Below are 13670 nucleotides of genomic sequence, written 5' to 3' on the forward strand. Positions count from 1 at the left end.
CCTGTCAGCCTCACAAATCCTGCGATGTTCATCCGTGCCAGAGCCAGGTACACCCCGGTTTTTTTGATTGTAGTATCAGGAATATCTGCCCGCCGGGCCTGCTTGATGATTGAGATGATCTGCCAGCCTCAGGGCAAGCTGTAAAAGTGGCATGGTCGGATTGCTCGCACCGGCTGTAGGAAAGACACTGCTGCCCGCCACGTAAAGATTCTCGGTGCCGAACACTTTGCAGTTCTCGTCGACCACGCCGGACTCAGGCGCCGAGGCCATCCGTGTAGTCCCCATATGATGAGCATGGGGCGTCACTTTCAGTGGCACAGAGACGTCATACACGTACTCATGCAGCTTGACGAAGCCCAACCCCGTTTCGGCAAAACACTTCGCCACCTCCAACCCTATAGATTTGATGGTATGCCTGTCTTCGAGGACCAGCTCCCAGTTGATGTTGACCTTGCGCATCCCCAAGGCATCTCGCGCTTCGAGCAAATTGACGCGGCTGTTAAGGTTGGGAAATTGTTCGATGAGCGTGGTAATCACCCCGTCGCCAGGGCAATTGAAATTCGTAATGAAATCGATCTTGTGCCCCAATCCGACGTCGCAGACGAGGGTCTCCAGAAAACCCTTGATGGCCGCTGTTCGCCCATAGGCTTTGACCTCCGCCAGCAGCGCAGCAGAAACGTTCCCTTTACCTGACTGAAAGTGCGCGACAAACGCATCGGTGGTGAAATACTGCCGAGGCTCGGTACTCTGCCTCTCCCCCAGAATGAAGGTGCCCAGTTCGAGGTTCAGGTGCTCCATGAAACATCTGCCGACGAAACCGTCCTTGCTGACAATGCCGGCGGATGCCAGGGACTCGCTGTTCATCAGCTGCCGGGCATTCTCGATGGCGCCCGTCGCCAGAATGAATTGCTTTGCCTTCACTCGTTCCCGGTGCTTCTCGTAATCGGACACAACGATGGTGGCTATGCGGCCGGTCTTGGCATCGAACTCAAGATCGACACAGTTGCAATTGATGAAGACATCAAGCCCCTCGGTCTCTTGAAGTTCCTTGGCGTATTTTTGTGCAAATCGTGTCGGCGGGCTCAGCAGGAAACGATCCGCGTCAAAGTCGTTGCCATCCATGGACGCATTAATGGCCTTGAACCCGGAATCCGTCGGAAGATCCACAATAGCCATGGCCGCTGGCAGATAACGCTCGATCTCGGAAAACGCTATGGGCCAGCCGGGCAGTTTGACCGGAGGAGCCATTTCGAAGTCTGACTTCTCGAAGGGACGGCAACGCCCCGCCCAGTGGTTGGACGTGCCGCCGAGAAAGCGCAGGCGTGTTTCGTGTGCGTAGACATCCAGGCCTGTCGAGGGGCAGTCATAAAGGGTTTGCGAGGGCTGCGAATACTCGTGCCCCCCGCCCTCGATCAGCAACACGTGCCGACCATTCCCGGCCAGGCGCAACGCCAGCGTGATGCCCGCCGGCCCGGCCCCGATGATGCAGAAGTCATAATGATCGCGGAGTTCTTTCTGCGATTGGTAATCTTTGATCATGTTCGCGTTTGCCGAAAATAGTGGGCCGGCAACACCCAGCCGTTGACGACGACAAACCCGCTTTTTTCAGAAGAAGGCGAAGCAAGGAGCGAGGGCAGTCCAAATGTCATCCCCCCCAGACTTAATAGAGCGAACGCCTGGAGGAGTTCTCTGCGCCCCATCGCGGAGGTATTCAAATCAAGTTCACTCATGCTTCAAGCTCCCCGACATTGAAATTGAAGACTGCAAAAGACTTGAATCAAGTCAAAGCCAATTGGCAAGGCCCAACACTAACTCCCCAAACCCGACGCCTACCAGCACCATTGGCAGTACAGCCAGCTCTCGTTTGAGATTGAACAGCCCCACACGACGGTTCACATAAACAATTAGCACAAGTGTAGGAAACGTATGCAGCGCGACACCCCAAATTGCATATTTCACGCCGCCAACGGCCAGCAGCAGCGGCAGTAACACCCATAACGAGATGGCGCGAATAATGTTATCCATGGCCTGGTACTTCGTGAGCCCCAAGGCAAGCCAGGCTTGATGCGCCACGCCATAGCGCAAGATGAAGAAAGACAGTGAGAGCACGGCCATCATGTTGCCGGCCTCGGCATAACGCTCATCATATAACCAGTGAATGATGAGAGGGCTGATGACCCACAACAGCCCGCAAATAAACAGCAAGGCGATGTCGATAATCAGTCTGAAGCGGTCATACAAAGCGCGCAGCCGTACGGTGTCATTGCTTCTTGCCGCCTCGCTGAAAGCTGGCAACGCCACGGCGCCAACCAGCCTCTGCGCGCCGAGAGTAATAGCCCCCAGAATCAGCACGGCAATGGAATAAACACCCAGTTCGGCGGCCGACATGCTGCCGCCGAACCAGATGCGATCACCATTCATGGCCAATACGCCCACCGCCGACGACAACAATATCCATCGGCCGAAGACGACCAGCTCCTGGAGCGCACTGCGATCCCACTGCAGATGGTTATGCGGGCCCTTAAACCAGAAATGCCCCAGAAGCAGACTGACCAGGGCGGAAACCAGCCCCGCCCCCACCAGCGACCAGATAGACCGGGTGAAGTAGCCGATAACCAACATCACCAGCAGGCCCGAAATCTGGGACGCAAACTCAGAGAGCACGACTTTCTTTTGCTGGAAAGCACGAACGGCCACGTCGACTTTTGTCGACTGAAAACCATAGATGAGCGCGGACAAACCAGTAACGGCCAACACCAGCGGCAACTCCGGTGCAGCATAGGTGGATTCAGGCGACCACAGATTGATGACCTGCGCAAACCAGGCCAGGCCTGCGATCAGAAGTGTCAAGGCAAAAAGGATAAAACCGCGCACGATCTGCACGGTCCAGACAGTATTGAGAAATACCGGATCGTCGCCACGCGGGCTCTGGATGATGTTCTGGCGCAAGCCCACATCGGAAAGCAAATGGATAACGACCGAAACGGTGGTAGCGATAATCATGATGCCGAACATCTCCGGCATCAGCAGGCGAGCCATGATCAGGTTGCCGCCCAGGCGCACGGCTTGAGAGGTGACAAGTGCTCCGAGATTCCATGCTCCGGCGAATATCGCTCGCTTGCGCAGGCTCAACGATGGCGATATATCAACTGAAGGCATAACATCAATCCCGGACTCTGTGGCACGAACGTTACTATAGCCGCAATCAGGCAATCCACTATGCTTCGCTCACCACTCAATAAGTTTAAAAACTCATGCCTGAGCACTTACGCGCGTTAACCGTCATTCTGGTTCTGGCCGGCATCGTTTTTACCCTTTCACGCCGGGCTGCAGCGGACCTAATCCCCTACAGCGACTTCACGCGTCGCCGTAATCTGTGGTTCGTGTTGACGCTCCTGGTCTTCGTCTCGCACAGCTTCTGGGTGTATGCAGCCGTTGCCGCCGTCATCATGACCGTCGCGGGAAAACGCGAGCGCAACCCCATCGCGCTGTTCTTCTTTCTGCTGTTTTTGGTCCCGCCGGCCTCGGCGCAGATTCCAGGCTTGGGCGTGATCAACTACTTTTTCGATCTCAACCATATTCGCCTGCTGTCCTTGTGCGTTTTGCTGCCGGCGTTTTTTGTGCTGCGCCAGCGTGCAGACACGCTGGCATTCGGGCGGACCTGGCCTGACAAACTGTTGGCCGCCAACATCCTGCTGGCGAGCCTGCTGTTGCTGCGCGAAACCACGCCCACCGACACCTTGCGCCAAGCGCTCTACATGTTCATCGAAGTTTTTCTGCCCTACTACGTGGCCAGCCGGGCACTGAAAAACCTCAGTGACTTCAAGGACGCACTGTTGGCCTTTGTCCTCGCCTCCATGGTGTTGTCGATTATTGGCCTGTTCGAATTTGCCCGCAGCTGGCTGCTGTACAGCGCGTTGATCGATGCCTTGGGCATACAATGGGAAATGTCCGGATACCTGAACCGTGGCGGTTCATTGCGCGCCAGCGCCACGACCGGCCAGGCGATTGCGCTGGGCTTCGTGATCAGCACAGCCATCGGCTTTTATATGTATCTGCAGGAAAACGTGCGCAGCAAGTTCCAGCGCCGCCTCGGCGCACTGTTGCTGGCCGGCGGGTTGTTTGCACCGCTGTCGCGCGGCCCGTGGATCGGGGCCGCCGTCATGATCGCAACCTTCATCGCCACCGGCCGCAGCGCTTTCAAACGCCTGATCCTGCTGGCGTTGGCCGGCGTGCTCGCCCTGTCCTTGCTGACGGTCGTGCCTGGCGGGCAAAAACTGCTGGACCTGCTACCGTTCTTCGGCACGATCGAAGTAGAGAACATCACGTACCGGCAACGCTTGATCGATAACGCAATGATCGTGATCCAGCGCAACCCCTGGTTCGGCGCTTTCGACTTCCGCAACACGCCGGAAATGCAGTCCATGATTCAGGGCCAGGGCATCATCGATATCGTGAACACCTACATCAACGTGGCGCTGCAGGTCGGGTTGATCGGGCTGACACTGTTCGTGGCTTTTTTCGCCACGGTGCTCTTCGGTCTGCGCAAGGCAATGCGTTCTTTCTCCGACAAGGACGATGAGACGCGCCGACTGGGGCGTGCGCTCTTCGCGACCCTGGCGGGCATATTGGTGACCATCGTTACCGTCAGCAGCATCACGGTAATCCCCGTGGTGTATTGGTCGGTGGCCGGGCTGGGCGTTGCCTATGTCCAGATGGTTCGCAAACTCAGGCAAACCTCACGTGCAACCGCTGTAAGTGCCCATCCTCAACTCCGGTAATGCCTATGCCCAGCTTGTTTCGCCGCACACCTCTGCTGTTCATCGCGCTCTTGTGCGTTGCCATCTGGCCGTTCAGGAGCTGGGCGTCGGACTGGGTCGCGAGCGTGGATGAGCGCAGCGGTCTGCCGATGCTGACACGTGGCGGCAACCCCGTCGTAGCGTCGACATTCACTTTCTGGGGAAGCAACTGGGAGTGGTTGTATTTTGCGTCCCGGTTCAAGGCAAACGCCCCCAACAGTTACTCCCTGGAGGGCCAGAACAAAGACCTGGACTTCGACTTGACGGCGCAGATTCAAAAGGACGGCGAGCAAAAGCTGACCTGGAACTTTGCCCTCGATGCGCACAGCACGAAGTCGGGTGTAATGGGCGGGGGCATCGTCTTCAAGTTTGACCCGGCACTGTTCGCTGAAGAGATGGGCGAACCGGTGCTGCTCCCCGACAACAGCGGCTGGGCCTGGGAAAACGCACAAGGACGACGCATCGAGATGCGTTTTGAGCCGGCACTGGCGAGTGTCTATTTTGAACCCGGCGACCGATCCGAGGTGCGCGCTTTTTTCTACAAAAACACGATCAGGCCCGGCCAGCAAAACATCAAAGCCACCTTGAGCGTCTCGGGTGACGTGACACTCGGCCCGACCCTGACCGAGCGCTTTGGCCTGACGGACCCGACACGTTGGCCGAACGACAACATCGACATAAAAACCTCACCGGTCGATCTGTCGTTTCTCAATGCTGACGAAAAACCTGCGGGCAAGCGCGGTTTCGTCAAAGCGTCCAGCGAGCAACTGGTGTTCGCCGACAACACCCCGGCGCGCTTCTGGGGCACCAACATCACGTCCTACGCGCTGTTCCGAACGTCCGACGATGCAATCAAGCAGCAAGCCAAACGCCTGTCGGCACTCGGTTTCAACCTCGTGCGGCTGCACCACCATGACTCACCCTGGGTCAGCCCGAACATTTTTGGCGAGCGCGACCTCACGCATGACACTCAGCAACTCAGCGCGCAGTCGCTGAAAAAAATCGACTGGTGGATCAAGTGCCTGAAAGACGAAGGCATTTATGTCTGGCTCGACATGCACGTCGAGCGAGCCCTTATGCCGAAGGACAACATTTTTGCCTTCGATGAGCTGCCAAAAAATGAGCAGAACAACGCCAGCCTCAAGGGTTACGCGTATGTAAACATCACCATTCAGCAGGCCATGAAACGCTTCACCGAAGCCTACATGACCCACGTAAATCCCTTTACCGGCCTCGCCTACAAAGACGAGCCGGCAATCGCCGCCGTCCTGATCACCAACGAAAACGACGTCACTCAACACTTCGGCAATGCCCTGTTGCGAGACAAGGGAGTTCCCAAGCACTGGAAGCTCTACAAAAACCAGGCCGATGTCTTTGCCAGCCAGCACAATCTATCGCAAGGACTGACCTGGCGTTCGTGGGAGCATGGCCCCTCCAAACTGTTCCTTAACGATCTGGAACAGCGTTTCAACGTAGAGATGATTCAGCATCTGCGCGACCTCGGCGTGAAGGTGCCCATTGCCACCACCAGCAGTTGGGGAGGTGACGGCCTGAGCGCATTGCCGGCCTTGACCAGCGGTGATGTCATCGACGTTCACAGCTACGGCGGCGCGGGCCAGCTGGAGAAAAACCCACTCACCTCCGCCGGCATCATCGACTGGATCGCCGCCGGCCAGGTGACAGGCAAACCCCTGACCGTCACCGAGTGGAACAACGAACCATTCCCGACACCCGACCGCCACTCGTTGCCACTCTATGTCGCCGGCACCGCCAGCCACCAAGGCTGGGACGCGCTGATGCAATATGCCTACAGCCAGCAATCATTCGACGGCGACTGGGTAACGGCCGATAACTGGCACGCCTACAACGACCCCGCCATGCTGGCCACCCTGCCCGCCGCCGCCTTGCTCTATCGTCGCGGCGACGTCAGCGAAGCCAACACGACGTACGTCTTCGCACCGACGCCCGACACCCTGTTCAACAAACCCGTGTCACCGGCCAATTCTGCACTGCTGCGCACGGCGATGGAGATAGGCAAGCTGCAAATCGCCATGCCACAAACGCCGGAATTGGCCTGGTTGCAGCCGGGCATTATCCCGAGCACTGCCAAGGTGTTTCATGACCCTGACCAGTCGTTGCTGGACGCCAATGCCAGCGAGTCCACGACGGATACGGGCGAGCTCAAGCGCAACTGGAAACAAGGCATCTACACCATCGATACACCCCGTACCCAGGCTGTCACCGGCTGGATCGGCGGCGAATCGATCAGCCTCGGCAACATCAAGGTGCAAGTGAAAACGGCGAATGCCAGTGTGGTGGTGCAGAGTCTGGACAACGCACCCGTCGCACAATCGAAGGATTTGCTGATTTCGCTGGGCACCCGCGCCATCCCCAAGGAAGACGACAAAACACCATTTTATGTGGAGCCTCTGGAGGGCACGCTGAGCCTCCAGGCACCGCCTGGCCTGACGCTCTTTACTAACGGCACGCTCGCACAAATGAAGAAACTGCCCGCAACCTATGTTGATGGACGCTATGCGATCAAGTTCGACGACCTGCAGGCGTCCAATTGGTTGTTTTTGAGAAAAAACGCCACTCGTTGACGCTGCAATCCGCTGGCACAGGAACAGTTTCCAGGAGGTCAGGATGAAATTTTTGGTGATTGGCGGCGCAGGCTACATCGGCTCGCACATGGTGAAACAATTGCTGCGTGCGGGTCACGAGCTGGTGGTGGCAGACAACTTTTCCACTGGCTACCGCAGCGCGTTGTCGGGCGGAAAACTGGTCGAACTGGACATCGCAGACGCGCAAGCCCTGGACGATGTTTTTGCTGCTGAACATTTTGATGCGGTGTTCCACTTCGCTTCATTTATCCAGGTCGGCGAATCCGTCAACGAGCCAGCCAAGTATTACCGGAACAACCTCGCCGCTACGCTGACGCTGCTACAAGCCATGGTGCGCGCGAAGGTCAAACACTTGGTTTTTTCCTCGACCGCCGCCGTCTATGGCGACCCGGTATACGTGCCCATCGACGAAGAACATCCCAAGGCCGCCATCAACCCTTATGGCCGCAGCAAGTGGATGGTGGAGCAGATACTGGAAGACTTCGACCGCGCCTACGGTCTTAAATCGGTGTGCCTGCGCTACTTCAATGCCGCCGGCGCCGACCCTGAAGGACAGCTGGGTGAACGCCATGAACCGGAAACCCACCTGCTGCCACTGATCCTGCAAGCGGCCTCGGGCCGACGCGAATCCATCACCGTGTTTGGTCGGGATTACGACACGCCGGACGGCACCTGTATTCGCGACTACGTCCACGTGGTCGATCTCGTTGCCGCTCACGCACTTGCCGTGGATTATCTGCTGGCCGGCGGCGCAAGCACGGCGTTCAACCTCGGTAACGGCCAAGGGTTTTCAGTTCAGGAAGTGATAGACACTGTGCGTCGCGTCACCGGCCAGGACTTCTGCGTCAGTGACGCGCCCCGCCGTGCCGGCGACCCGCCACGGCTGGTGGCCGACCCTCGAAAGGCCAACGCAATACTGGGCTGGCAAACTCAATTTGCCTCGCTTGAAGACATCGTGACGCACGCCTGGAAGTGGGAGCAGAAGAACCCTTGGCACTGACAGTCGGCGCTGGCGCATAACGCGCCGCGCGCCGAAGGGTGACGCGCTAGTAGTAAGAGCGGTTTTGTGGTTCGGCTTTGTTCAGCACCGTGCCAATCAGATTGGCTGAGCCCAGGTGATGCAGGCTTTCCTCGATCTCTTTCTTGCTGTTCATGCCGTTGGCGACCACGAGCAGGACGCAGTCGAATTTCGGCAGGACGGTAATCACATCGTCCGAGCTGAGGATTGGCGGCAAGTCGAAAATCACGATACGCGAGTTGTAGCGTTCACGCAGATCACTGATCAAATGGGTCACTGCGGGCGATGACAACACCTCGGTGGAGAGAGGAATCGGCTTACGGGTCGGCAGGACGACAAAACGCGGCAAGGTCGGGTTGACCAGAACCTCTTGCAGTTCCGCTTCGTCGGCCAGGTACTCATTGAGCGATTTATCCATCGGCAGACCCAGACAGGCACCCACTGTCGGACGGCGCAGGTCAAAATCCACCAGCAATGCAGTCTTGGTGGTGTGATGGGCGATGCTCATTGCCAGGTTGATCGCCAGGACCGTCTTGCCTGCCTCCGGCGTCGGCGAGGTGATGGCAAGCGTACGCCAGCCGTTTTCTTCCATGATTTTCAGAACTTGCGTGCGCAGCAGGTCGAACGCCCCGCCCATGTTCGAGTTCTTGTTGTACGCCACAATGCGGTTACGCTCGAGATGATCCGGGCGCAAAGGCACAACTTTGGTTTGCACATAACTGAGCGCATTCAGACCTGCAGAGTGCCCGGTTGCGGTCATGGCTTTTGGCGTGGCCACGAGGGCCGAGGATGACTGTTTTTCATCATCTTCGGTATCGGTCTTGTTAAATTCCATGGCTGTATTCCTTATGCAAACCGGCCCAAAGCTTTAAAAATCAAAAGATCCAGTGGCATGTAGAGGAAGTGCACGAGCACCAGAAAGATCACGATTGCCACTATCCCACAGATGATCAAGCGCGTTCGCCACCTCTTGCGATTCGCCAGCTCCGCCTTGGTGTGAATGTAGGGAATGGCAACCAGTACACGCCGCCCCAACACGCTACCCAGGGCTTCAGCTCCGCGCACGCGCTGAGTCAGCATTTCCAGGAGCATCACCAATGCGCCAGCGCCCACAGGGGCGAGCACGAAGCCCATGGCAACCACTTTCTTGCGGTTCGGCCGTACCGGTTTTTCAGGCATCAGCGGCGACTCCAGGAGAACAAAACGCTCGGCTTTGTTTTCCTGTTCCAGGCTTTCGGAAATTCTCGCATTCATCTCCTTGGCGCGCATTTCCTCGTATTTCTTTTTCGCGTTGTCATGGTCACGCATCAGCGTGATCAGGCCGCGCTCGACTTGTGGCATTTCAATAATCTGCGCTTCGTATTCGGCTATTTTCTGCTGCGTCTGCTGCTTCTGATCGGCCAGCGACTTGATACGTGCGTCGGTGGCCGCGATCCGCGCCTGAGCCTTCGCTACATCCATACTGACGGACACTACCGAACTCCCCGCCACCGACCTGTTCGCCTCAAGTGCCGCAATCCTGCGTTTCACGGCACGCACATCAGGGTGGGCTTCGGTATACAGCGTCAGCAAACGGACGTATTCCGCCTTGAGGCTGCCCAGATCCTGCGGTTTGTCAGCGGCTGCACCTGCCACGCCAGGCTTGGTCGCTACGCCGGCATTAGCGGCGACAAGCTCCAACTCATTGAAGCGCAAATCCTCACGGGCAGCCTTGTAGTCACGATCGACTTCCTTGAGGTCGTTTTCGGCGCGGGTCAACATGTTCGTGAGCAATTCCCGATTCTCGGGCAGCGATTTGCTGTGCTCCTCCTTGTATTTCGCCACGCGACTGTCCTGGGCATTCAGGGCAACCTCGAGCTTGTCCGCCTCCTGCTTTGCGAACTCTGTGTTTTCATTGGCGCGCTCGGTGCGCTGCCGGATGTTTTCATTCAGGAACAGCGTGACCAGTTCATTGGCCACTTTGTTGGCAATCTCTGGTTGGCGGTGCTCAAAGGAAAGACGAAACGCAATCGTCACTTCCCCGCGCCCCTTGATCGCGGCGCTGACCAGGGTGACCCCGATCGTATTGCGCATTTCATCGATTTTCTCGGAAACGCTCAACTGCCGGCCTTGCGAAGAGAACAAGTTGTATTTGTCGATGATCGCTAAAAGATTCTCCCGGGTCATCACACGCTGGCGAATGACCTCGATGCGCTCATCGGCAAAGGTGCCGTTGTTTGTCGCGACCAGTTCAGGCGAGATCTGCTGCGACTCGATCAGGATCGTGCCGGAGGACTCGAACGTGGGCGGCAGCGACATCGCGACCGCGATGCTCACGCCAAGTATGGCTGCGCAACTCACGATCAACAGCACGGCGTGGTGTTTGACGATGGCGATGTAGTCGTTGACCGACATTTCGTATTCAGAGGCCATATTTCTCACACAACTGAATTTCAGAGACCGGGGTAACTGTAAATCAGCGTCATCCCGACAATATTTGCGCTGGCATCCGGCAAGCCGTCCTGCTGACGCTCCTTGTACGTGAAGGATAGGCGCGCAATCCAAAAAGGCGAGAGTTCTTGACTGATCCAGGCACTGTAATTAAGCAAAGTGTTTGGCGTCTGGCCTTTGGTGTCCTGCCAGGAGGCATCAAAACCGGTGCGTCGGATCTCATCGATGGCGTAACTGAATGTTCCCTTCAGGTTATCCGCCTCGACGAACCCGCCGTCACCGCTGGCGACCGTACTGCGACCGGCGTCGACGATTGCATCGAACCGCTCGCCGGTGTATTGCAAGGTCAATCCGCCCTGGCCCTTGGGGCCTTCACCCGAACCGGAAACCTGATTGACGCCCGCGTACACCGTACCCTTGAACTGCTCGGAGAGCTGGAAGTTCACGCCGACCGTGGGTGTATAGCTGTTTGAGGAGGACGCCACTGCAGAGCCCTTCTCAGGCTCATAGCGCCTGACGCCCAAACGGGTGAACACCTCGGTCTGCTCGCTCCACGCGTAGCTCCACGTAAAGCGGGTGGCCAGTTCGTCATAGTTGATCAGGGTCGGAATGTCGTAAGTGACATGAGTGTAGTCAGTCTCGTTGAGCAAGGTACTTCGCTCGCTGAGAGCCGTATGCCAGTTGCCGCCCAGGGTATACAGCTTTTGCGTGCCGTCGGTCGCCACCACGCCGGTTTCCTGAACGGCAGTGGAGAGCGTTGAACTCTCTTCATACCTGGCCTTGAGCCCAAAACCGCCCGTTTCGGTTTCCCGCTGCCACCCCAGTTTCAATCGGGGGTCTTCACGGTCCGTCACGATGTCGGTATCGGAAGAACGCACGACGTATACACCGAGTCCGAATTGAAACTCATCCCGACCGGAAGTACCGACAAGGCCGTACTCGGGGGCGATGATGGTGCGGGTCACACCTTGCTCGCCACTTGTGAGCAACAGTGGATTGCTGTCGTACTCGACAGTCGAAGGCACCGCGATTGATGATTGCCAGGTCGCCGCATGGGCCACACCGGAACACGACAGGATCAGGGTTGCAGTGGCAACCCCGGTAGTTCGAAGAGCAAGCAAGTTAATCCTTAATGCATCGCGCAAGTCTAAGGCACGACCAACGTATCGCCGGCCTGGAGGAGAATATTGGTGGACATGTCACGCCCGGACATCAGATCGCTGTAATTGACTGGCAGGATCTGTTGTTTGGATCCATTGAGTCGCACGACCTTGATGTCATCCTTGTCGGCAAACTTGTCGAGCCCGCCCGCCACGCTCAAAACCTGCAGCACTGACGTTTGACCTGATAAATGGACACTGCCTGGCTTCAACACTTTGCCCTGCACGTACACGAGATTGCCATCCGTGCTGGTGACGACAACGCTCACCTGCGGATCGGGTATGAACTTTACAAGCTTGGCGGCTATTTTTTCTTCGACTGCGGTGGTATCGAGACCCGCGACATCGACCTGCCCCGCCAGCGGGAAGGTGATGCTTCCATTGGGAAGAACGATCACATCCTGTTTGAGCTTGTCTTCGCCCCAAACAGAAACATTGAGCTTGTCTCCCGGACTCAACAGGTATGCCGCATCGTTTGCGACGGCATTGGAAATGCTGGGCATAACTGCCAGCGCGCAGACCACAGGTAACCAGAAACGCGACATCGGGATCCCTCCGCCTAAGTAGCCTTGCCAAGAGTCTTGCATAAAATCCGGGGTAAATCACTCTTGCTCATTTTTAGGTCAAGGAAACGATCAAGGGGCAGTTTTTTGCGCTCGACGCCGTGCGGTTTTCGTCGGCCTGACGCCTCTATTGCCTGCCGGGAAACAGCTGGCGAAGGAAGTTTTTTATTTAACAATAAGTTGTCGTTAAACATATCGACCTCGATGTCTGCCTGCCAAATTAATAGCACTCTGTTTAATAGAGCCAGTCATTCAGCTAATACATCGCCAAACCCACTAGTAGATCAAATTGATATCAATCACTAGTGTCAATGCGCCACACAATCGCAGCAAAAACAAAAAGCTAGCTACACCTTCCGCCGGTTGGCGACCATGACAAAACCGAATAACGCGGATGAAAACAACCAGGCGGCAGCAGCTAACGGAACTGCATTCGATTGATTGCTGGGGGCATCATCCCCGCCACTCAAAACTTTACTTTGCGTACCTGAATCTGCTGTTAACTTGTCAATGGCAAGTTGCGCCATTAATCCGTCACAGGAAGAACTATTGACGGTAGCGCCCACCTTGGTGGCGGATTCTATAAGGCTGTTGATTTGATTTTTTGCTGTATCAGCGAAGCTGGTATCGCTGGGCGAAGCTGCCGCGCCAGGACCGTTTGCTACCGCTGAAGGGGCACCACCCTGCTCGGCGGCAGTCATGCCCGCTTTTGGACCATACGCTTGGCAAGTATCGCCCATGCGGTTAATTTCACGGGTCAAATTGGCCGCTTGTGCGGTGGCAATGGCCGCACCATTAAAGAGCACGCAGAACAAAACGGATTTGAGAACCAGTGATGAACGCATTGAAGCCCGCCTCCCTGCACACAGGGTTTTCCTGATATCGAATGAAGGATTCGTTACCCAGCTGATTGGAGCCTATAAGCACATAGCCAGCACGTCAATGGTCTGTCACAACAATAAATTAAAATAAAAATCAAGGCAGAATGGCGTCAATAAATCGACAGTTAGTCCTCTTCACAACAAGGGCCTCTATCTCCTTGAAACGACTCAAACATGGGCATCAGCCCTACCGAA

At 56.6% G+C, this 13670-nt stretch carries 12 protein-coding genes; 3 read left to right on the plus strand and 9 right to left on the minus strand.

The window, feature by feature from the left end; all coding sequences use genetic code 11:
* Nucleotides 1-75 precede the first annotated feature (75 nt).
* From IB254_RS18315 to IB254_RS18325, 3 genes are read right to left on the minus strand one after another with little or no spacing between them, the layout of a single operon-like run.
* Entirely contained in the window at nucleotides 76-1539 is a 1464-nt protein-coding gene (locus tag IB254_RS18315; protein WP_192418552.1) for a GMC oxidoreductase, read from the minus strand.
* Complete coding sequence (locus IB254_RS18320; RefSeq protein WP_192418555.1) at nucleotides 1536-1730, minus strand: hypothetical protein; 195 nt, start codon at nucleotides 1728-1730, stop codon at nucleotides 1536-1538. Before IB254_RS18320 ends, IB254_RS18315 begins: the two co-directional genes overlap by 4 nt.
* Before the next feature lie 52 nt (nucleotides 1731-1782).
* Nucleotides 1783-3159: an oligosaccharide flippase family protein gene (locus IB254_RS18325; RefSeq protein ID WP_192418557.1), complete on the minus strand. Its 1377-nt coding sequence runs from the start codon at nucleotides 3157-3159 to the stop codon at nucleotides 1783-1785.
* A 95-nt stretch (nucleotides 3160-3254) separates the two neighbouring features.
* Between IB254_RS18325 and IB254_RS18330 the strand changes: the two genes are divergently transcribed.
* From IB254_RS18330 to galE, 3 genes are read left to right on the plus strand one after another with little or no spacing between them, the layout of a single operon-like run.
* Nucleotides 3255-4781 (plus strand): O-antigen ligase family protein, encoded by a 1527-nt coding sequence (locus IB254_RS18330; protein WP_192418559.1) that lies wholly within the window; start codon nucleotides 3255-3257, stop codon nucleotides 4779-4781.
* Nucleotides 4782-4786: 5 nt separating this feature from the next.
* Nucleotides 4787-7402: a cellulase family glycosylhydrolase gene (locus IB254_RS18335; RefSeq protein WP_192418561.1), complete on the plus strand. Its 2616-nt coding sequence runs from the start codon at nucleotides 4787-4789 to the stop codon at nucleotides 7400-7402.
* Nucleotides 7403-7445: 43 nt separating this feature from the next.
* Nucleotides 7446-8423, plus strand: a complete 978-nt coding sequence (galE, locus tag IB254_RS18340; RefSeq protein ID WP_192418563.1) for a UDP-glucose 4-epimerase GalE — start codon at nucleotides 7446-7448, stop codon at nucleotides 8421-8423.
* 46 nt (nucleotides 8424-8469) lie between these two features.
* Here the strand turns inward: galE and IB254_RS18345 are convergent, their stop codons facing one another.
* The 6 genes from IB254_RS18345 to IB254_RS18370 all read right to left on the minus strand — a co-directional run bounded on the left by IB254_RS18345 (nucleotide 8470) and on the right by IB254_RS18370 (nucleotide 13439).
* Nucleotides 8470-9201 (minus strand): CpsD/CapB family tyrosine-protein kinase, encoded by a 732-nt coding sequence (locus IB254_RS18345; protein WP_223437084.1) that lies wholly within the window; start codon nucleotides 9199-9201, stop codon nucleotides 8470-8472.
* An 86-nt stretch (nucleotides 9202-9287) separates the two neighbouring features.
* A complete protein-coding gene (locus tag IB254_RS18350; RefSeq protein WP_192418565.1) occupies nucleotides 9288-10853 on the minus strand; it encodes a GumC family protein in 1566 nt (521 codons plus the stop codon).
* A gap of 20 nt (nucleotides 10854-10873) precedes the next feature.
* The gene (locus IB254_RS18355; protein WP_192418752.1) at nucleotides 10874-11992 is read right to left on the minus strand and encodes a hypothetical protein; all 1119 of its coding nucleotides are present in this window, start codon (nucleotides 11990-11992) and stop codon (nucleotides 10874-10876) included.
* A gap of 26 nt (nucleotides 11993-12018) precedes the next feature.
* The gene (locus IB254_RS18360) at nucleotides 12019-12576 is read right to left on the minus strand and encodes a polysaccharide biosynthesis/export family protein (protein WP_192418567.1); all 558 of its coding nucleotides are present in this window, start codon (nucleotides 12574-12576) and stop codon (nucleotides 12019-12021) included.
* 14 nt (nucleotides 12577-12590) lie between these two features.
* Nucleotides 12591-12788 carry a hypothetical protein gene (locus IB254_RS18365; protein ID WP_192418570.1) on the minus strand — a complete coding sequence of 66 codons (198 nt, stop codon included), beginning with the start codon at nucleotides 12786-12788 and terminating at the stop codon, nucleotides 12591-12593.
* A gap of 153 nt (nucleotides 12789-12941) precedes the next feature.
* Nucleotides 12942-13439 carry a hypothetical protein gene (locus tag IB254_RS18370; protein WP_192418572.1) on the minus strand — a complete coding sequence of 166 codons (498 nt, stop codon included), beginning with the start codon at nucleotides 13437-13439 and terminating at the stop codon, nucleotides 12942-12944.
* Nucleotides 13440-13670: the final 231 nt, after the last annotated feature.

This window comes from Pseudomonas sp. PDM03 (assembly GCF_014852385.1).
GTDB lineage: Bacteria > Pseudomonadota > Gammaproteobacteria > Pseudomonadales > Pseudomonadaceae > Aquipseudomonas > Aquipseudomonas migulae.

Coding starts and splice junctions, on each gene's coding strand:
- IB254_RS18315 (WP_192418552.1), bottom strand. CDS start 1,539: ATGATCAAAGATTACCAATCGCAGAAAGAACTCCGCGATCATTATGAC.
- IB254_RS18320 (WP_192418555.1), bottom strand. CDS start 1,730: ATGAGTGAACTTGATTTGAATACCTCCGCGATGGGGCGCAGAGAACTC.
- IB254_RS18325 (WP_192418557.1), bottom strand. CDS start 3,159: ATGCCTTCAGTTGATATATCGCCATCGTTGAGCCTGCGCAAGCGAGCG.
- IB254_RS18330 (WP_192418559.1), top strand. CDS start 3,255: ATGCCTGAGCACTTACGCGCGTTAACCGTCATTCTGGTTCTGGCCGGC.
- IB254_RS18335 (WP_192418561.1), top strand. CDS start 4,787: ATGCCCAGCTTGTTTCGCCGCACACCTCTGCTGTTCATCGCGCTCTTG.
- galE (WP_192418563.1), top strand. CDS start 7,446: ATGAAATTTTTGGTGATTGGCGGCGCAGGCTACATCGGCTCGCACATG.
- IB254_RS18345 (WP_223437084.1), bottom strand. CDS start 9,201: ATGACCGCAACCGGGCACTCTGCAGGTCTGAATGCGCTCAGTTATGTG.
- IB254_RS18350 (WP_192418565.1), bottom strand. CDS start 10,853: ATGGCCTCTGAATACGAAATGTCGGTCAACGACTACATCGCCATCGTC.
- IB254_RS18360 (WP_192418567.1), bottom strand. CDS start 12,576: ATGTCGCGTTTCTGGTTACCTGTGGTCTGCGCGCTGGCAGTTATGCCC.
- IB254_RS18365 (WP_192418570.1), bottom strand. CDS start 12,788: ATGTTTAACGACAACTTATTGTTAAATAAAAAACTTCCTTCGCCAGCT.
- IB254_RS18370 (WP_192418572.1), bottom strand. CDS start 13,439: ATGCGTTCATCACTGGTTCTCAAATCCGTTTTGTTCTGCGTGCTCTTT.